The sequence below is a fragment of the Paenibacillus sp. R14(2021) genome (genome assembly GCF_019431355.1).
In the GTDB taxonomy this organism is placed as follows: Bacteria; Bacillota; Bacilli; order Paenibacillales; family Paenibacillaceae; genus Paenibacillus_Z.
This window is the reverse complement of record NZ_CP080269.1, coordinates 3,437,736-3,457,384: the sequence shown is the minus strand read 5'-3', so window position 1 is coordinate 3,457,384 and position 19,649 is coordinate 3,437,736. Positions and strand designations below refer to the sequence as shown.

The following is a 19,649-nucleotide window of genomic DNA, read 5'->3' as shown; positions in this document are numbered from 1 at the left end:
CATACGTATTTTGGCTTATTCGCGGGATTTCAAAGAAAGCACGGCGTACCGGATGCATTAAACCAAAGGGCACCGACCCGTACCGTTAGCAAGACCGGACTCCACCCCTTGGACAGGCGTAACGAAGGAATGAGAGGGCATCGACCCGTTGAGACATGGGAGTGAAAACCTCCAGGGGCGGCGTGGAGAAGCGTGCAGTATATGGAAGGATATGGGGTTGCAACCTTCCCCCTCTATTTCCTCACGCCTTCATGATGTTTTGGTCACAATAAGGGTTCGCTTACTATTTTTCTGCATTTCTGGCAAGGGTGAAATCCTGCGAATAAGCGAGCATTCGTGAGAAAACTAAATCGTACCGAGGGAGTTTAATGAGCCGCTTAGACTATCATGAACTTCAACTTCAGACGGTGAATTGTGATTTTTGCTGAGCAAGGAGATTGGTGTAAGGGCTTCTGAGGGGAGTAAAACCAAGGCATGTTTAGTCTATTTAAGCGCAAAGACAAATTATCAGCCGAAAAACCTACGCAAGTCAGTATTTCAATTGAAGAGCAGCTTGTAAATTTAGAGAAAGTAGGCATTACGCTTAAAAAGAATGTAGAATTCAGGGACGTATTAGATTTCGAGATCCGAGAGTACGAGGAACGGCCGTATATTCATCTCCTAATGAGTATAGGGTCGGAAAGAGGCGGCTTAGAATCTGACAGTGATCTATACCCGACTAATGACGTCTGGTGCTTTGATCACGAATGTATCGAGGATCACGGCGATTATGTTCGAGCATTAGAACGGATTTCGGTTATGCTTGAGCCGGCAATAAGAATCACCGATATTCAGGATTACGTTGATATCGAAGCAGAAGAGGCATGGATAGCCTTTAATGCTGACGGTACGAACTATTGCTATACGCTTTCTACGCAGAACGATTGGTTGAGCCTCGAAATTTTCAAGATTTTCTCTGAATTGCTTGCTGCGAGCGGTAGCCCAAAACGATTCTTCTTCACGGATACCGGAAATGAACTATTAGTTGTTCTTATTGAACGGGACCGTTTCCACCAATTGAATAAGCTAATAAATATCTTCATTCCTTCTAGCCAAGCGTAGATTGTTCAGTTCTGTGGAAAATTATTTTATTAAGTAAACGGCAAACGATAGCTCAACAAGACACGAAGGCAGCTGGTCAGAGAAAATGATCAGCTGCCTTCTTTCAACTACCAGGCAGATTAGTTCAAATAACTCAGATACCTTCATAACTGTTAAGAAATTGAATGTCATGGTAAAATTATCCTTAATAAAAAGGGGCGGAGGAATAACCATGGCGATTACCCGTGAGACAATTTTAAAAGGAATAGTTTCTGATCTTGGAAGTGAAAATTATATCTTAGCCATCTGGTTAGAAGGCTCAGATGGAACTAAAAATTTGGACAAGTACTCTGACATTGATCTGGTATGTTACACAAAAGAAGGATTCATAGACGATGCTTTCACGAGACTAGACGAATGCATGAGGCAATTAGGACAAGTAAATATTGCATATGAAGAACCTGGCCGGTCCGCTAATAATCGCTATAAGGTGTACCACCTTCAGGAGACATCTGACTATCTTTTAGTTGATGTGACAATTCAAAGTGAAAGTGTTCCAGTTTCATTCACAAATGAAGATAACACCGTCGTACCGGTTGTATTGGTGGATAAGGCCGGTATTGTAAAATATCAAAATGTTGACTATATGACTCACTGTTCACGACTGCATAATCAATTGGTACGTGCTCAAGGAGTATTCAGTCAAAGAAGCCGGGCGGTTAAATATACAAAACGCGGGCTTTTTTTAGAGTCGTTGATTTACTATCAGAAGTTTGTATTGAATCCACTTGTTGATGTATTTCGTATCCTCCATACTCCATTTCAGGCTGATTGCTTTTTGGTTCATGCGACTCGGGATTTTCCTGCTGACGTGGTGTTAACATTGGAGAATTTATATGGTACGAAAACTGTACAAGATATAGCTGAGAGAATCATTTTGGTAGAGGAATTGTTTCGTAATGCTGTAGCTGAGGCTGATGTCTTGCTCTCACATCATTACACTAGCGGGGAACGTTAGTTCAACAGTCGAAAGTAGGAATTCATGATGGAACATATCTTTGGATTAGGAAAAATAAATAGCGAAGAATTAACAATACTTGAATTGCAGGACGCAATGGACCGAGGGGAAATTACCTCGAGAGAACTTGTTATGCATTATTTGTATCGTATAGCAATGTTCGACCAGTCCGGTCCCTTCATCAACGCGATTATGGAAATTAATCCGGACGCGATCTTTATTGCTGAAGCATTAGACCGAGAAAGAAAAGAAATTGGTGCAAGAAGCTGTCTTCATGGTGTTCCCGTGCTGTTGAAAGGAAATATTGAAACCAATGATAAAATGCATACAAGTGCAGGAGCTCTAGCTTTGGAGCACCATGTAAGTTCAAGCGATGCTTTTCTCGTTCGGAGATTAAGGGATGCTGGTGCAATTATTCTAGGGAAAACAAATATGACCGAGTGGGCCAACGGGATGTCGCCTTTGATGTGGGCAGGATACAGTTCTATAGGAGGGCAAACCAAAAATCCATACGGCGACCATTTCACCGGAGGATCTAGTACGGGATCCGCCGCAGCCGTTGCAGCCAATTTCGCTACGACCGCAGTCGGTACTGAGACTTCGGCCTCCATTTTAAGCCCCGCTGTACAGAATGCCATTGTCGGCATCAAACCCACCGTTGGGCTGATAAGTCGGTCAGGAATCATTCCGTGGACCTATTCTCAGGATACGGCCGGTCCAATGGCAAGGACAGTGACGGATGCGGCTATCTTATTGACTGCTCTAGCTGGTAAGGATGAGAACGATCCTGCCACATGGAGGAATGGGCTTGCTAACGTGGAATACACTGCATTTTTAGATAAAGACGGATTAAGTAAAGCAACCATAGGGGTATTCAGGAATGCTCTCCCCGAGAAATACCGCGACATTGGTGAATACGATGATCGATTATTTAGCGATGCTGTGGCATTGTTAAAAGATTCGGGTGCGAATGTAATAGATGATATAGAAATCCCATCGTTCAATAAAGAGTGGACGCAGTACAAAATGAACCATGAATTTAAGCATTCGGTTGAACGTTTTTTGCAAAGTCTCCCTGCTCATCTTCCTGTCCATAATCTGGACGAATTAATCCAATGGAATGAACGGAATAGTGACAAAGCTTTGAAATATGGACAAGATTCACTGAAGTTTCGGTCACAGATTAATAACCCATTAAAGAGTCAGAAATACATATTAGAGTTAATATCTGATTTGTACGATGCCCAAAATCAGGGGATTGATTACGCCTTGAACAAGTATGGTTTGGATGCAATCCTTTTTCCGTCCTATGTCGGCGCTGATCTATGCGCTAGAGCAGGTTACCCGTCCATAGCGGTACCAGCTGGTTTCCAAGATAATGGAAGAGCATTCGGCATTACGTTCGCAGGAACGGCATTCAGTGAATCGAAGCTAATACGAATTGCATTTGCATTTGAACAACAAACCAAACACAGAAAAATGCCAAATCTTAAGCCTTGAGCTAACTGGAGAACGAGAGTTGAATGGAGACACAACGGCAGTCGGCATACGGTCGGCTGCCGTTTCCCATTGAAGTAACGGGCAGGATACTTCCACCATGTGGTAAAATATGTCCTGTGCTAGAGACGATGAGGGAGTCCTTGTTCGAAAAAAGGGGGAATTATATTGGAATATAATACTTTTACGAACTTAGAGACTGGTTCTGCTTGGTTTAAAAGTATGTGTTTACTGCACGAAAGTATCTTTGGGAACCAAAGCTCGAATAGTATAACGCAAGAATTATCGGGCAGACCTCAATACTTAATACTTGTTGCAATCGACAATGGGCGTGTTATTGGATATAAGATTGGATATCAAGACAGGAAGAGCCGCTTTTATAGTTGGCTCGGTGCAGTATATCCTGAATACCGTAGTCAGGGAATCGCGTCGGAATTGATGATCAGACAGCACGAATGGTGTAAAAGCCAAGGATATAAAGTAGTTCGGACACAAACTAAAAATAAGTGGCGGAAAATGCTCATTCTTAACATTCGGCATGATTTTAACATAATTGGAACTTACACGGATGATAAAGGGGAAACGAAAATCATACTTGAGAAACAGTTATAATTATGTAAAGTTAATTTTGATTCAGCTAACGGGGAACTATAGTTCAATTAAGACACGAAGGCAGCCGATCGGAAATGTTCGGCTGCCTTCGCTCAACTAACGGGCAGTTTAGTTAAAAGGAAAATATTTGCACAAGACCATTTGTACGATAATATTTGAGTGTTGGAATCCGCAACTATGCTTTTGAGGGGGAAGTTAATAATATGCTAACAGCTCAAGTGAAAAAAGTAATTAATTGTTGTATTCCTGTTACGAATGTAAAAGAATCAGCAGAATGGTATGTTAAACATCTTGGCTGTAGATACGAAGGAGAAATAAGAGAGGGAGATACATTTTTAAGATTATCGAGTGGACCTGACCTCAATTTACTGAAAGTAGACGAAACCGTCCAATGGAAGCTAAATGGTTTTGTAATTCCAATTATCCACATCCATACTGATGATGCAAATGCATTGCACCAGTATTTAAAGTTAAATGGAGTATCGGTTGAAGATGTTGTTGACCATTCATGGATTGGTTATAGTTTTGCAATGTATGACCCCGATGGAAATAAGATATTAATATGGCAAGCAAATGATTTGCTTGATTCATAAATTCAGTTGTTAAGCTCCCTCGGTAAAATGTAGTTTTCTCACGAATGCTCGCTTATTCGCAGGATCTCTCCAATAGATAAATCGCTATCCGGATAGAAGAAGCCATGTACCGTCAAATTTGCCAACCGAAGCGCATGCGGGAACAGAAGGGGCGAGTTTGCGCTCCTTTTTTTACTGCTCTGTTGCACGTTACTCCACGTACCTCCGGAGGCTTTCACTCCCATTTCTCGACGGGTCGATGCCCTTTCATTCCTTCGTTACGCCTATCCGGTGGGTGGAGGCCGGTCATCCTAACGGTACGGGTCTGTGCCCTTTTGCATAACGCAATCCGGTACTCCGTGCAGCCTTGAGATCCCGCGAATAAGCCAATTTACGTGTTAATTGAGAAGCGGCTAAGCAGCTTGTTTCATAGGAAGAGCTCGATCCGGTTCGTAAGTTTCACCGCTTTGTGCCATGGCAACCAATAAGCGAGCCAGCTTGCCGCAAAGCTTCATCACGGAGCGCATCGGCTTCATGCTTTTCGTCTTTACATTCATTTCGTGCTGTCGTTTAAACGATACATCGTTCATGATGAGGGCCATCGTTGCCATGAACAGGGCATGCCGAAGCCTTGGTCGGCCACGTTTGCTGATGGACATCTGGCCCTTCCATTTGCCTGAGCTCGCTTCAGTTAGATTGAGGCCGGCATGCCGCAGCAATGCATTGCCATGTGCATAGCCGCTGAGGTCGCCAGCTTCACCCAGAATGCCGGCGACTGACAGGATGCTCATACCCTTAATGGCCAGCAGCGGCTCGGCTAGCGGGATCCGGACCAGTGCAGCCGTGACTTCAGCCTCAATGACCTGCAGCTGCTCCATAGCCAGATCATATTCCGCCAGCAGCTGTTGCAGATGAAGCTTGTAGGCTCGCTCGGCATGCTTGGCGCCGACAGAGCGAGCTGCCAGAGCCAGCAGCTCGCCAGCTCTTCGTTCACCGCTATGCCGCTTCATGATCGTTTTCCAACCGTCGACTACCTGGCGAACGGTGAGCTTTTGAAGATCGGCAGGTGTAGGAAAGAGACGCAGAGTAGCTAACGATCCGGAGCCAATGAGGTGCTTGTATACCTGCCGCAGCTCGGGGAACACAATGTCGACCCAGCGGTGGATCTGGTTCTTAACGCTGACGAGACGATGAACAATTGTCTCTCGGTTCGCCATGAGAACACGTAGTTCCATGAACACTTCACTGGTTTCTTTGATGAAGGAGTAGTAGCCGTTTTTCACCATGTCGGCGATAACAAAGGCATCTTTGATGTCGCTTTTGGATGGTGTATTGTCTCGGTTTTCCTTGTTCTTTTTGACGAGATGAGGATTCACCAACACGACCTCGAGGTGGCGATCTTTGAGCCAGGCAGCGAGGCTGAGCCAGTAGTGGCCGGTTGGTTCCATGCCGATGATGGTGTCGCTTAGCTGGTGCGTTTCGTGTAGATCTTTCATCCACTGCAGCAGTAGGCAGAAGCCGGCATCGTCGTTGGAGAAGTGAAGCGGAGTGCCGAGCAGGATTCCACGGAAGTTGACGGCGCGAGCAACATGGGACTGCTGGGCGATGTCGATACCGACGACAAGGTGCTGGGTTGAAATGCGTTCGAGCAGTTGATTTTGTTTGGCTTGAGCTTTAAACTTCAAGATAGAGCGACCTCCTTAAGATGGCTAAAGGGCTATGACCCGTGACTAACCCATCGTACCGGAGTCGCTCGTTTTTGTGCAAAGCGCAAAATTAACACTCTACAGGAATCCTAACGGGGAACGATAGTTGAATGAAGCAGCGGCAGTCTAGGACTTTATTTTCTCGTCCTTGGCTGCCGCTGTTTCAATTCCATGGTCAGTCTAACACTTATTTTATAGAGTCTGACGATCAATCGATTCGAAGACTTGCACTGAATAAGGATATCCAGTCTAATACTTTATTTTCACTGAACATGAGCATCATAAAGAGTCACTAAAGGGCATTCCAACGAAGAGTGGGATATGATCGTGATGAATGGCCAGTAAAAGGTGGTATAGGTGCTGATATATGGTACATCACACCTTCCGATAATCGAGGAGCAGGATCAGCGATTTCTAACCATATTGAAAAGTATCCAGACGGTGATAAAACGACATGAAGAAAGGTGCTCATGCTGTATTTCTGTTACAATTAATGTAAATACTTCGGTTACGTGAAAAGGGGAATGTAAGTGTCGGCAATTAATTCAAGGTCAAATTCAAATTGGATTCCTGTGTTTCTTATAGAAAATGATCTTCCAGAAAGAGAATTTAAGCACCTCCAGGAGTGTTTTAGATACCTCAGAGGGCTTGATCTATTTAATGGCTATAGTAACAAATTCATTTACAATGTAATTAATTCTGGAATTGATGATGATAAGAAGCAATATGGATTTACTTTCAGGACAACGGTTGAAGCAAAGGCAAAACGTTCAGATCGTAAAACAAGATGATTAAATGCTTTTCAAGTGAACTTAATGGGAAAGAGTGATTTCGTTGAGGATTGTATCTTGGAATTGTCGAATGGCCTTTCGAAATAAATATAAGAAGATGTACAGGTACAATCCCGACATTATGGTAATTCCAGAATGCGAAGACCTTTCAAAAAAGAAGCATGAAGTTTTTTACAACGACTTTAAATGGGTTGGGTTAGATGGTAAAAAAGGGCTAGGAATTTTCTCGCTTAATGAAAAATATAAATTAAAAATTCATGAGAATTATACAGAAGAGTTTCAGTATATAGTTCCTGTAGTCGTATCTAATGATGATGAGTCGTTTTTATTATTTGCCGTTTGGACAAAAGGCAACAAAAGCATGAGAAAAGAAGAGACTTATATTGGCCAATTATATCTCGCCCTTTTAAGATATGAACACCTACTTAACGAGAAATGTATCATTGCAGGTGATTTCAATAGTAATGCGATATGGGATAATTTAAGAAGGAAAAATCATTCAACCGTTGTAGAATTACTGATGAGGAAAAACATTTCAAGTGTATATCATAAAATGTCTGGAGAAGAGACTGGAAAAGAAACAGTTTATACGTATCTCCACAATAGTCCAAAGAAACCATATCATATCGATTATATATTTGCATCGGAGAGTTTAATAAGCAAATCAAATCATTTTAATATTGAAAGTTTGGCATTACTATCTGAGTTAAATAGCGACCATGTACCGTTAATATTTGAATTTAAGTAAGCGAAGTATGTTGAACATTATTGGGCAATATTTGCTGAAAAAAAGGAGTTTCAAGTTTCGTTATTGAATATGACTAAAGAACTATTTCGCAGGGTAATTAGAGGATTAAAATGAACAAAAAAGACCTCTCAGAACGCGATATATGTACGAAATATATAACGCCAGCACTTGTCCAATCGGGGTGGGATTTACAGAAGCAAATTCGTGAAGAAGTTTCTTTCACAGATGGACGAATTATCGTGCGCAAAAAGATGGTCACTCGTGGTGAAAAAAAACGTGCGATGCCGTATTGGACCTCACTAAGGTCCAACCTGGCGAATAGAAAGCGATCGGACCGGTAAACGGCTCGTACGCCGGCACGACGCAAGTCTCCAAGTAACCCAACAAACCTAACCCAACAAACAAACACAACAAACAACCGAGAGCCAAAATGGCCAGGTTGTTTGTTTTTGCTTGTTTCAAGCCCTCTCATACATCGGCACAGGCTTCTCAGCGAGCCCACATCGAATCGTTACGGCGGGCGGGTGCCCGGCAATGCATCCGAGAAGGACAGCGGATATTCTCGGCCGTATAAGACTAGAAATTAACCGTCCCGCCTGTTGGTGGGATTTTTTACACATAATTATTTTCTAACATGTCCCATAGCTGTTCGGCAACGGTCTGCGGAGACAGGGGCATATTGTTTTTGATCCACCATTCCACGACGCCAACGTATGCGGATAACATAAATTGAACGGCAACCTCTTTGTTGCCTTCCTCGTAATTCCCGCTTACTTTCAATCGTTTGATAATTCCGTTTTTGACAAGCAGAATTAATTGCTCCTGAAAACAAGCCGTACCTTTGTTGGTCAGGACAGTGAAATAAAATGAAAAATGCGCTTCAAAATAAAGAAACATCGGCAAAAGGGAATGATCGAGATCCAATTTCTCCTCTGGAAGCTTCGATAGAATGCAAAATTTCAACATATTGCCCAAATGATCTTTTATCGCTTTGTCGAGCAGGTCATATTTGTCCGAATAATGAAGATAGACGGTGCCCCTGTGAATATCGGCTCTATTCGAGATGTCGTTGATCGTAATAGTATCGAAGTCTTTCTCGGACATCAATTCAATCAGAGCTTGATTGATTGCTTCCCTGGTCTTGATTGTTCTTCTGTCTACTTTAGACATGGTGCGGCCTCCCCTCGGCTTATGATTCTGAACAGATTTGAACGATGCGTCAATTACATGACAAAAGTCACTTTTTTGACGATTGAGATATCGCCAGGACTCTTTATAATGTAAATCAATACATGTGAGTTAATCAACGGTTGTCGTCTAATATTGTTGAAACTATTCACATGTACAGCTATATAAAAATTGCAGAAAAGAGGCGGAGAGATCATGAAAATCGAGGTTTGGTCGGATGTCATGTGCCCGTTATGCTATATCGGCAAAACGAATTTGGATACAGCTCTGGAACAATTCGGTCAAAGGGATCAAGTAGAAGTCATCTACAGACCGTTCCAGCTATTCCCCGATGCTCCGAGCAATACCGGCAAAAATTATTATGACTGGACAGCCGAGATTCATGGCGGCGGAATGTCGCCCGACTATGTAAGAGAAGGAAATAAAGCGGTGGTCCAGATGGGCAAAAATATCGGCCTCACCTATAATCTTTACAAATTGATTCCGTCCAATACGACAGATGCTCTTCGCGTGGCGGTTTATGCGCAGGAACAGGGCAAAGCAGCGGAGTGGATGGCTACGGTATATAAGGCGTACTTTACCGATGCATTGGATATCGGCGATCATGCGACACTTGCTAATCTTGCTGGCGAGAGCGGTCTTGACACCAGTGAAGTTCTTGCCATGCTGTCCAGTGATCGGTACAAGGATACGGTCAAGAAGGAGCGCCAAAACGGGTCCAGGAGGGGAATTACTGGAACGCCGTTCTATATCTTCAATGATAAGTATGCCGTATCCGGGGTAAGGGGCAGCGATGCGTTCCTCGAAGTAATTGAACAAGTCTGGAAAGATGAACATCCTCTGCAGATGATTGACAATGGGTCAAACAGCGATTCCGAAGGCGGTATTTGCGGGGAAGACGGCGTGTGCAAGATTTAATGTGATCCGCAATTTCAAGGGCGATCCAAATGAAGTGTGTGAACTTCGCTCGGGCGTCTGATGCCGCCCCGCAACGCGGGAGGACTGTATGCCATGCGATCGCAACATGAGCAATTTTACGATAAGGGAGTCAATCCAATATGAAGGCTAACTATAAACGGATCTTTGAACCGTTGACTTTTCGTTCGGGTGTACAGCTAAGAAATCGGGTGCTGATGGCGCCGATGACCAATTCCTCCTCTCTGGAGGATGGAACCGTGTCGGAGCAAGAGCTGGATTATTATCGAGAGCGAGCAGGGGGCGTCGGTGCAGTTATTACAGCTTGCGCCCATGTTGCGCCGGAAGGTAAGGCTTATATAAACGAACTCGGCGCGGATAGCGACGCCTGCATTCCCGGCCTGACAAAACTATCGCGCACGATTCAAGATCAAGGCTCGAAGGCGATTTTACAAATTTTCCATGCCGGGAGAATGACTTCGCCAGATTTAATTGGCGGGCGGCAGCCGATTAGCGCCAGCGCTATAGCCGCAGCACGTCCAGGTTCGGCCGTGCCGAGGGAAATGACAGATAAAGAAATAATTTCCATCATTAATGCCTTCGGCGAAGCAACTCGCAGAGCCATAGAAGCGGGCTTTGACGGTGTCGAGATTCACGGTGCAAACACGTACTTGATTCAACAATTCTTTTCCCCTCATTCCAACCGCCGGTCCGATCGGTGGGGAGGCACGATCGAAAAAAGAATGGCGTTTCCGCTTGCCGTCATCGAAAACGTAAAAAATGCGGTGGCTGCCTATGCCAAAGCACCGTTCGTCGTCGGGTATCGAGTATCGCCTGAAGAAATGGAAAATCCGGGAATCACCATGGAAGACACGCTTCGCCTGGTGGACGTTTTGGCCGAACAGAAGCTCGATTACATTCATGTCTCGGTAAGAGGCTTTTGGGATGGATCGATTCGGGATAAGAAGGATACCCAATCACGCGTGCTGCTCATCCAGGAAAGGGCAGCCAATAGCGTACCCGTAATCGGAGTGGGCGGACTTTATTCGCCGCAAGATGTTGCTAAGGCTCTGGACGCGGGAGTATCTTTATTGGCTCTGGGGCATGTTATCATTATGGAACCAAAGTGGGTCGAAAAGGTTCTAAGTAATCGGGAAGCCGATATCAGAACGACCTTGCCGAAATCGGCTCAAAATAAGCTAGTCATACCGGACCCCATGTGGAATTTGCTTCTAAGTGTTCCTGGCTGGTTTCCGGTTGTGTAAGAGTGTTGACCAGGCACGAGAGAGCCAGTCGAGGAAACGAACATTGGAACGTCAAATTAGAAGATATTCGTGTTCCCGTTCGATTCTGGCACAGCGAAGCGGATCAATCCATACCTATTTTTCATGCTGAGTATTTGACGAACATCATCCCGAACGCGAGCTTGAGACGATTCCAAGATTTAGATCACTTAGCAACGTCACAAGCGGCCCTCCCCGAGGTACTTGATTCCCTAACCAAGTAGCTTTCATTTGTTCATTCCAATAACGTTGAACTATAGCTCAATCACACATGACGTCAACCGGTACTCGATCGGTTGACGTTGTTTGTTGAACTAACGAGGAACGATAGCTCAAATCATCTTGGAGCAGTTTATCTGCGGCAGATGCTCCATTTTCTTTACAATATATCGGACCCTGACGAGACATGCTGTTTTTTTTTCGCCAACCTTCGGCAACATGTCGTGATAGGCATGTGACGTGTACTGGAATCCTTGATCGCTATGAACGATCAATCCAGTCACGTCTTTTTGCGTTCTAAAGCTTGTTTAAACGTCTGCAGTACCAGCTCATTGTCGTTACGTAAACTCATTTTTGTCGTGTTATTGCATGGATCATGTCGTGAAAATGATAACATTAGAATTCCTATTTATGGTAGAGTAATGAGATCGCTTCCTATTGCTTCTCCTCCTTAATCTCCCGGCAATTCTCATTCGCGCTTCGGCTTCATCGCTCTCAACACGATTGAAACACATGCAAGTTACCCCACATGGATGCAGGTGATCGTAGTGAACGATTCGACAAGCTATTCCGGTTCTGCCTCCCGTCTTATGAAAGACGTGCTTCAAAGCTGGAAGTTTTATTTTACGAGTATTTTGGCCACAATCGCGTATTTGCTTATGGATTTCTACATGAGAAAGATGATCGGAAGAGTCGCGGACGATATCCTTGACCATAAAGAAACGTTCATGATGTCGTTTCTCTTATTGCTTGGCTCCACGTTTTTGGCATCCCCGTTTCACGGCCTGGCGACGTATACGAAGGGGCGGATGTCCGAAGAAGTCATGCTTCGGCTGCGGCTGGTGATCGGCAAGAAAACGACGAAGCTGCGCATGCCGTATTTAGAAACTCACGATAGCGGTACGATTATCTCCCACCTGGGCTCGGAAATGGATATGCTAAACGGCTTTACCTATTATGGTCTGTCGATGGTCACGACGTTGTTCGTGCAGCTGATCGGTGTAACGGCCTTCATGCTATCGGTAGACGTTGAAATCACGATCGTCTTTATTTCCCTCTCCTTGGTCGTTCTTCCCCTTAGCATTCTGATGACCAAGCAGGTCCGCGCCCATGAACGCGTCTATAGAAGCCAATTGGCGCAATCGCAGCAACGAGCCAAAGAAGGCATTCATTTTATAGCCCTGATCAAATCGTTCCGGCTGGAGCGCAAGGTTTACGCCCAGTATGAGCAAGCTGTCCAGCAGTCAACGGACGCGGCAATCAAGAACGGCAGAACGATTGCCTATGTCGCGGCGGCAGGCAAAGCTATCGGTTTCATTCCGCTGATTACCGTGATCGCGCTGGGCGTATGGCGGATTTCCAAGGGGACGTTGTCGCAAGGGGAGCTTCTGTCGCTAGTCACGATCGGCGGTGGTTTTTTCGGCTGGTTGCAGGACACGCCGGATATCGTAGCTTATCTCAGAAAGACTCAAGTAGCTTGCGAACGTATCTACGGCTATCTAGCCTTGCCCGAAGAAGAGGATGGCAGCGGCTCCGAGCCGGATCGGGACGGCAGCTGTATCGTTAAGCTGGAAGAAGTGCATTTTGCGTATCCTGGAGAGAAAGAGGTCCTGCAGGGCGTCTCGCTGGAAATACGCAAGGGCGAGTCCGTTGCGATCGTCGGTGCCAGCGGATCGGGGAAATCGACGCTGATGAAATTGATCTGCGGATTTGTCGAGCCAAGCAGCGGCTGCGTCGAGCTTATGGGGCATACCACGGATGCATGGGAGAAGGAAGCCATGCGCCGGCATATTGCATTCGTCAGCCAAAAGAACCAGCTGTTCCCCGGCACTCTGCGAGACAATTTGCTGCCCGGCCAGTTTAAGATGGAGGACGAACGACTTGCGGACCTCTGCAGAGAAGCCGGCTTGGAATCGTTGTTGGCGGACAGGGGCTTGGACAAGCATGTCGGAGAAGCCGAGATCGAGCTGTCCGGCGGCGAGAAGCAGCGAATTACCATTCTGCGTGCATTACTGAAGGATGCCGAATTGATCTTGCTGGACGAACCTACCTCCGCATTGGACGCCGTTTCGGAGGAGAAGGTGCAGACTTGCTTACAGTTGCTGACAGAGGGTAAAACCTCGCTGACGATTGCCCATCGTATGGCGACCATCCAGAAAGCGGACCGCATCTATGTGCTTCATCAAGGACGAATCGTGCAGGTCGGCGCTCACGATGAATTGATTCTTGAAGAGGGCCCCTACCTGGAAATGCTGAAACTACAATCCTTCAAAGACCGTCCGGAGGTCATGCAATGGAGTTAATCAGAGAATTGAAGCCGTTGTTCGCTTACATGCGGCCGTGGAAAAGAAGCTATGCGGCCAGTTCGATCGCGGTGTCCGTTTCGAGCTATTGTGAGAATTTAATCATGGCGCTGCTGCTCGGTAAAGTGCTCGGCGCAGTGACGAACGGCACCTATCAAGAGGCGGTATCGGACATGATCCGGTATGCGAGTTTGTATGTCCTGCTGATGCTCATTGTTGCGATCGGAAATACAGTTGCCAATCGAGACGCAGAGCATGCAACGCGAAGCATGCGGCTCAAGGCGTTCGCCGGCATCATGACGTCTAAGCTGAGCGCGATCGCGAGCAACCATGCCGGAGATATGCTCGTCCGATTAGACGGCGACGTCAATGCAGCTTCCGAAGTGTTCAAGAAAACGGTACAGAACGCCATCGCATTGCTATTTACGTTAATCGCCTCTATCGTGACGGTCTTTTCGGTCAGTTGGCTGAGCGGGATCATTCTTACGCTGTTCGGCTTGCTCATGCTCTGGATTAATGTTAAATTCATCGCTCCGGCCAGGGTCAGGTATAGTATCGCTAGAGCCCATGTGTCTAAATCGGTTATGGGCTTATCCGACCTGCTAACCAATGCTGAACTGCTTCGGTTCTACGGCGGTAAATCCGTCATACTGGATCACTACGAGCATGTTTGCCGAGAGTTGCAGGACAAGAAAGTAGCCGCGGTCCGGCTTACGGCGCTGCAAAACACGTTAGGCCAAGTACAGGCGAGTTTCGTCGTTCTGTTCAGCATCGGGATTGGTTTCGTGCTGTGGAAGAACGAAACCATTTCAATTGAGCAAATTCCGATCCTGCTGAATATGGGCAGCATGCTGGTCAATCCGCTCGCAGGTATCGGGTTTATGATGGCGAATATGCAAAGCAGTCTAGCAGGCGGCGTTCGCGTGCTAGAGCTGATGGATCTGCCGGAAGAAGACGGAGCGAGAGCAGGGGCTCAGGTGGCGCCGAAAGAGCACGCGAACGCGATTGCTTGCAGCCGGCTTGCGTTTGGTTATAAGGATCGCAAAGTACTGGACCGTGTCTCGTTCGAGCTGCCGAAAGGCAAGATGCTGGCTGTTGTTGGTGAGAGCGGAAGTGGCAAAAGCACGTTGCTTAAGCTATTCATGGGCTTATACGAATACGAGGGAAGCTTAGCCTTGTTCGGCAAGGAGGTTTCCGGCACGCCGCTTGCGGAACTCCGAGATAAAACGGCATACGTGCCGCAGGATTGCCCGTTGTTTGAAGGCACGATTTTCGATAATATCGCCCTCGGCCGTCAACATGCATCCGAGGATGATGTCTATTTGGCGGCTTCCCGGGCAGGCGTCTCTGACTTTGCCGAGCAATTTCAAGACGGCTTCCGGACACAGGTGGGCGAGTCGGGCGTGAAACTCTCGGGCGGACAACGGCAAAAAATCGCTATCGCGCGTGCTTTGCTCAAAGAGGCGCCGATCCTATTGTTTGACGAGATTACGTCTTCCATTGATGCCATCTCAGAGCAATATATCCAAGAGACCATTGAGCGAATTAAGGGACACCAAACGATTGTCGTCGTCGCTCATCGGCTGGCGACGATCAAGGAGGCCGACTGCATTCTCGTGATGGACAAGGGCAGGCTCGTAGAGATGGGCACTCACGAGGAACTGTTGTCTACGGACGGATATTACGCAAGGCTGAAGAAGCTTCAGGAGCTCGTGATCGAGTAAATAATGGATGTTGAATTTTGGTGAAGGTAATTTTCCTACAAAACACCTTTATTAAACTAACGGAGACGTTAGTTCGGAAAGGAGCGATAATAATGTACATCGAAAGAGATATAACGATTGAAGAACTTATAATCGAGTTGAATAATGGTATCAGAAGTTTTCGTTCAATTGATGTCGTGAACTCAGGGGATCTTTCGAACTGGGATTTGCAAGGTGTCACCTTTGATGAATGTTTTTTAACTGGTGTTGATTTCACAAAGTGTAATTTGAAAAATGCACGACTTATTGCCACCAACCTTAAAACTTGTATATTTCAAGATGCAGATTTAACCGATGCTGAAATACGGTATTGCGCTGTGGAATCAGTCGATTGGCATGGTGCTGTTATAAATGGAACAGTGTTTGAAGAAAACAGTTCATACGGGCAAATGTTAAGTAGGGTAGACCTGGAACAAATGGTTATTTAGTGAATGTAGTGCTGTTGAGGTTGTTAAGCTAACGGAGAACGATAGTTCAACAACATGGAGCAGTTTGCCCTCGGCAGCTACTCCATTTTTCATAACGCTAACGGCAGGATACTTCGATTTGATTTGGAGAAAATAATACCAAATCAAAAATGGAGGATTAGTAATGAAGAATTTTCAAATTGCACTTACAATTATCTTGTCACTCACAATCCTGACAGCTTGGAAGTCACCATCAAAGCAAATTGTACAGGTCGAAGATGTTGTATCAATGCAGGTTGTCAGGAACTTTCCAGGAGCACCGGATTCTCCATTGTGCGAAATGACTAATGAACAAGAGAGAACAATCATTTTCAATTTAATCGGTAGAATAAACTCTTCAAAACCTGTCCATGGCTCAGCAGAATTTAATAAGTACCCGACAGTAATTAAAATTATTATGAATGATGGAAAGACAATGACAATTTCGAAAGCTTATAATTGGGTACATACAAGAAATGCCGATGGAAGTGGATTTTCATCAAGCTCCGGTATTAAAGATGAAATAGTGATTCGGTATGACTCGAAGAGGTTTCAAGCTAAATCTAAAGAGCTATTTAATTATCTTCAATGGTTAGAGAAAGAAAGTAATGACGTTTGTAATTAGTTAAACGAGCAGGCAGTCTACATTCGGCTAGCGTATTAGCAGTTTTCATCTATTGCACTAACGGGAGACTATTGCTCAATACGACACGACGGCAGCTGGCTTAATGATCAGCTGCCGTTTTCATTGAAGTACGGGCAGTTTACTTGGGAAACTGCTACGAGAAGGAATCCTTAAAAGCAAGCCGAATATTAGCGTATAATGGTTGTTTTTGAGGGGGAGAACTTCATGCTTTTCAGAAGTCTTATTGAGGATGATTTAGAACGCTGCATAGCCTTATTTATTGAGGTGTTTAACCAACCTCCTTGGAATAATAAATGGACATACGATGTTACTAAACAATTGTTCTTAGACTTTTGGAAGACACCAGGGTTTAGAGGGTATGTAGCAATTGATGAATCTAATGGGAACTCAATAGTTGCAACGATACTTGGGAAGGAAAAGCAATGGTGGAGAGGTAAGGAATATTTAATTGAAGAGTTCTTTGTTAAATCTGAGTTGCAGGGACTTGGAATAGGTTCAAAAATGCTTGAGTTTACTTATGCGGACATCAAGCCTCTAGGTATTGATAACGTAATATTGCTGACCAACACATTTGCACCAGCCTACAATTTTTATTTAAAAAGAGAGTTCAAGGAAAATCAAACATTAAGATTGCTATACAAAAATATCTGAATTTCGCCTACACTAGTACGCTAACGGGCACGATAGCGTAACAAAGACACGAAGGCAGTCGATCGGAAAAGATCGGCTGCCTTCGCTCAACTACCATGAAAATTCATCTCGTAGTAACATCTAAAAAAGACAAAACCAAAGAGAGGCGCAGTTCTTTAGTTTTTTAAAGGTGCCGCACCGCGTCAATTCATTATCAGGAGATAGTAGATCAAGAAACTTCTGAGATTGAAACGGCATATCCTAAGCTTTCAAGTCTTCGAACGGAATTTCGAACAATGGCTGCTTGTTTATGCCTCTCAAAATAGTCTTCGCCTAGGTCCACATACATTTCTTTTCTAGATAGTAAGTAATAAGCGATTCTTAACATGGCATGAGCGACTATAACAGCGGCTCGTTTCCTGCCTTTTTTAGCGAGTGCTCGGCGATACATTGCACCAAGGTAGTTTTTAGATGCACCCACTGAATGAGCGGCCTCAGTTAAAGCAGATTTCAAATATTTGTTTCCTTTCTTTCCTTTGGAAGACTTTCGTTTGCCGGCGCTCTCATTGTGACCAGGAACTAAGGCTGCCCAAGAACATAAATGAGCCGCACTAGGAAACTGTTTCTCAATGTTTGTTCCAAGCTCAGCTAAGATCTGTTCCGCCATTCGAGGAGCTATACCTGGTATGGAGTCCAGGCGTTCTACATCTTCCTGAAATGAGCTAACTCTCAGGGCAACCTCTTGATCTAACCGCTCTATTTGTTCCGACAGAAAATCGATATGAGTTAGAATGGTCTTGATCATTAAACGCTGATGAGGGTTTACGTAACCCCGCAGAGCCAGTTCTAGTTCTGATTTCTTCTTTTTCAATGAGCGTTGAGCCAGGTTTGCCAATTTCTCAGGATCTTCTTCGCCGTCTGCAATTGCACGAAGCATCTCCTTAGACGAGACGCCCATAATATCGGAAACAACGGACCCAAGTTTAATGTTTGCTCCTTCTAAAACCTTCTGAATTCGATTGTGCTGTCTGGCACGTTCTTCAATGATGCTTCGACGATACCGAACTAACTCCCGAAGTTCACGTTGCGTACGGTTTGGAATGAAACTAGCTTTCAGGAGCCCGTGGCGGAGGAGTTGGGCAATCCACTCTGCATCTTTAACATCGGTTTTACGTCCTGGAAGTGCCTTCATATGCTGGGCATTCACGACTAGAAACTCAATATCCTCAGATTCTAAGAGGTTAACAATTGGCTTCCAAAATACGCCTGTACTTTCCATTGCCACATGAGTACAACCATGGTTCTTAATCCAGTCGATTAACTGAAGCAGAAAAACAGTTTTAGTAGGAAACGTACAAATCTCCTTTCCCTCGGGCGTCATTACTAGCTCTTCAGCTCAAGATGCTGGTAACAGAACTTGGGGATCTAGAAATTGCTGAGATTAATCTGAACCTGCTTAAAGACTACCTAGCTAAGCAATCTGATCGCTTGAAGCCAAGCAGTCTAGGGCACCGTATTCGTTTTGTGCGTTCGCTCTTCCGTTTTGCATATGAAGAAACTTATCTATCCACCAACCCTTCACTCAAGCTACGTGAGCCTAAAATGGATAAACGAATTCGATGGAGGAAGATGTAATTCATCTAAAGATATCCTGTCAGACTACAAGGGAAAAGGCTCTACTCGAGTTTCTCTACAGCACAGGCTGCCGTATTGGAGAGGTCGAGAGAATCAACATTGAGGATCTAAATTGGGAGAACTGTTCAGCCATTGTAAATGGGAAAGGTTCAAAGCAAAGAGAAATTTACTTCACAACTGAGTGTAAGGTATGGTTGAAGAAGTACTTGGCAAGCCGTAAGGATTCGTGTAAGGCCTTATTTGTAACGGACACGAATCCGGTTAAGCGTATGGCCATTCCAACACTCAGGTGGGCGATAAAGCGGCTGGCAGTTCGAGGAGCGATCGAGGCAAACGTATACCCTCATCGTTTTCGTCATACTTATGCGTGCCAGCTATTGGATAACGGGGCACCGTTAGATTTTATTCAAGGAATGCTGGGCCATGAAAAAGCATCGACCACACAAATTTATGCCCAGCTCCGTGGAGAGCGTAGAAGAGAACTTTATCGCCGATTTTTTTAGTGTGTCAGTAGCGGCTCTCCGCAAGAGATTCCAATTAAAGTGCAGTTTAACGTGGAAATACATGTTTGAATGGATTGACATGGGAACGCATGTT

At 45.1% G+C, this 19,649-nt stretch carries 18 protein-coding genes and 1 pseudogene; 16 read left to right on the top strand and 3 right to left on the bottom strand.

What is annotated here, in order from left to right:
- Nucleotides 1-474: 474 nt before the first annotated feature.
- The 5 genes from KXU80_RS16055 to KXU80_RS16035 all read left to right on the top strand — a co-directional run bounded on the left by KXU80_RS16055 (nt 475) and on the right by KXU80_RS16035 (nt 4,800).
- Complete coding sequence (locus KXU80_RS16055) at nt 475-1,101, top strand: hypothetical protein (protein WP_219834272.1); 627 nt, start codon at nt 475-477, stop codon at nt 1,099-1,101.
- 211 nt (nt 1,102-1,312) lie between these two features.
- Complete coding sequence (locus KXU80_RS16050; protein WP_219834271.1) at nt 1,313-2,098, top strand: aminoglycoside 6-adenylyltransferase; 786 nt, start codon at nt 1,313-1,315, stop codon at nt 2,096-2,098.
- Nucleotides 2,099-2,125: 27 nt separating this feature from the next.
- On the top strand, nt 2,126-3,598 hold the full coding sequence (locus KXU80_RS16045; RefSeq protein ID WP_219839072.1) for an amidase family protein: 1,473 nt from the start codon (nt 2,126-2,128) through the stop codon (nt 3,596-3,598).
- A 219-nt stretch (nt 3,599-3,817) separates the two neighbouring features.
- Nucleotides 3,818-4,207, top strand: a complete 390-nt coding sequence (locus KXU80_RS16040; RefSeq protein WP_219839071.1) for a GNAT family N-acetyltransferase — start codon at nt 3,818-3,820, stop codon at nt 4,205-4,207.
- Between the two features lie 203 nt (nt 4,208-4,410).
- Nucleotides 4,411-4,800, top strand: a complete 390-nt coding sequence (locus tag KXU80_RS16035; protein ID WP_219834270.1) for a VOC family protein — start codon at nt 4,411-4,413, stop codon at nt 4,798-4,800.
- A gap of 392 nt (nt 4,801-5,192) precedes the next feature.
- On the opposite strand, the gene KXU80_RS16030 is transcribed toward KXU80_RS16035, so the two are convergent.
- Entirely contained in the window at nt 5,193-6,464 is a 1,272-nt protein-coding gene (locus tag KXU80_RS16030; RefSeq protein WP_219834269.1) for an IS110 family RNA-guided transposase, read from the bottom strand.
- A gap of 295 nt (nt 6,465-6,759) precedes the next feature.
- Here KXU80_RS16030 and KXU80_RS28315 point away from each other — a divergent pair.
- The 3 genes and pseudogenes from KXU80_RS28315 to KXU80_RS16020 all read left to right on the top strand — a co-directional run.
- Nucleotides 6,760-6,943: pseudogene (locus KXU80_RS28315) on the top strand (hypothetical protein); the annotation flags it as partial.
- Nucleotides 6,944-7,015: 72 nt separating this feature from the next.
- Nucleotides 7,016-7,276, top strand: coding sequence for a hypothetical protein (locus KXU80_RS16025; protein ID WP_219834268.1), 261 nt, complete (start codon nt 7,016-7,018; stop codon nt 7,274-7,276).
- Between the two features lie 70 nt (nt 7,277-7,346).
- Nucleotides 7,347-8,024: an endonuclease/exonuclease/phosphatase family protein gene (locus KXU80_RS16020; RefSeq protein WP_374987708.1), complete on the top strand. Its 678-nt coding sequence runs from the start codon at nt 7,347-7,349 to the stop codon at nt 8,022-8,024.
- Nucleotides 8,025-8,636: 612 nt separating this feature from the next.
- On the opposite strand, the gene KXU80_RS16015 is transcribed toward KXU80_RS16020, so the two are convergent.
- Complete coding sequence (locus KXU80_RS16015) at nt 8,637-9,194, bottom strand: TetR/AcrR family transcriptional regulator (protein WP_219834266.1); 558 nt, start codon at nt 9,192-9,194, stop codon at nt 8,637-8,639.
- A 213-nt stretch (nt 9,195-9,407) separates the two neighbouring features.
- On the opposite strand from KXU80_RS16015, the gene KXU80_RS16010 reads away from it, so the two are divergent.
- The 7 genes from KXU80_RS16010 (at nt 9,408) to KXU80_RS15980 (ending at nt 17,438) form a co-directional block, all read left to right on the top strand.
- Nucleotides 9,408-10,130: a DsbA family oxidoreductase gene (locus tag KXU80_RS16010; protein WP_219834265.1), complete on the top strand. Its 723-nt coding sequence runs from the start codon at nt 9,408-9,410 to the stop codon at nt 10,128-10,130.
- Between the two features lie 140 nt (nt 10,131-10,270).
- Entirely contained in the window at nt 10,271-11,392 is a 1,122-nt protein-coding gene (locus KXU80_RS16005; RefSeq protein WP_219834264.1) for an NADH-dependent flavin oxidoreductase, read from the top strand.
- 785 nt (nt 11,393-12,177) lie between these two features.
- Nucleotides 12,178-13,932, top strand: a complete 1,755-nt coding sequence (locus KXU80_RS16000; RefSeq protein ID WP_219834263.1) for an ABC transporter ATP-binding protein — start codon at nt 12,178-12,180, stop codon at nt 13,930-13,932.
- A complete protein-coding gene (locus tag KXU80_RS15995) occupies nt 13,923-15,656 on the top strand; it encodes an ABC transporter ATP-binding protein (protein WP_219834262.1) in 1,734 nt (577 codons plus the stop codon). Before KXU80_RS16000 ends, KXU80_RS15995 begins: the two co-directional genes overlap by 10 nt.
- A gap of 92 nt (nt 15,657-15,748) precedes the next feature.
- Nucleotides 15,749-16,123 carry a pentapeptide repeat-containing protein gene (locus KXU80_RS15990; RefSeq protein WP_219834261.1) on the top strand — a complete coding sequence of 125 codons (375 nt, stop codon included), beginning with the start codon at nt 15,749-15,751 and terminating at the stop codon, nt 16,121-16,123.
- A gap of 163 nt (nt 16,124-16,286) precedes the next feature.
- Nucleotides 16,287-16,766, top strand: coding sequence for a hypothetical protein (locus tag KXU80_RS15985; RefSeq protein ID WP_219834260.1), 480 nt, complete (start codon nt 16,287-16,289; stop codon nt 16,764-16,766).
- A 225-nt stretch (nt 16,767-16,991) separates the two neighbouring features.
- Nucleotides 16,992-17,438, top strand: coding sequence for a GNAT family N-acetyltransferase (locus tag KXU80_RS15980; protein WP_219834259.1), 447 nt, complete (start codon nt 16,992-16,994; stop codon nt 17,436-17,438).
- A gap of 208 nt (nt 17,439-17,646) precedes the next feature.
- Here KXU80_RS15980 and KXU80_RS15975 read toward each other — a convergent pair whose 3' ends face one another.
- Nucleotides 17,647-18,798 (bottom strand): IS110 family RNA-guided transposase, encoded by a 1,152-nt coding sequence (locus tag KXU80_RS15975; RefSeq protein WP_258171033.1) that lies wholly within the window; start codon nt 18,796-18,798, stop codon nt 17,647-17,649.
- Between the two features lie 238 nt (nt 18,799-19,036).
- Here KXU80_RS15975 and KXU80_RS15970 point away from each other — a divergent pair, with 238 nt between their 5' ends.
- Complete coding sequence (locus KXU80_RS15970; protein WP_258171032.1) at nt 19,037-19,555, top strand: tyrosine-type recombinase/integrase; 519 nt, start codon at nt 19,037-19,039, stop codon at nt 19,553-19,555.
- Nucleotides 19,556-19,649 lie beyond the last annotated feature (94 nt).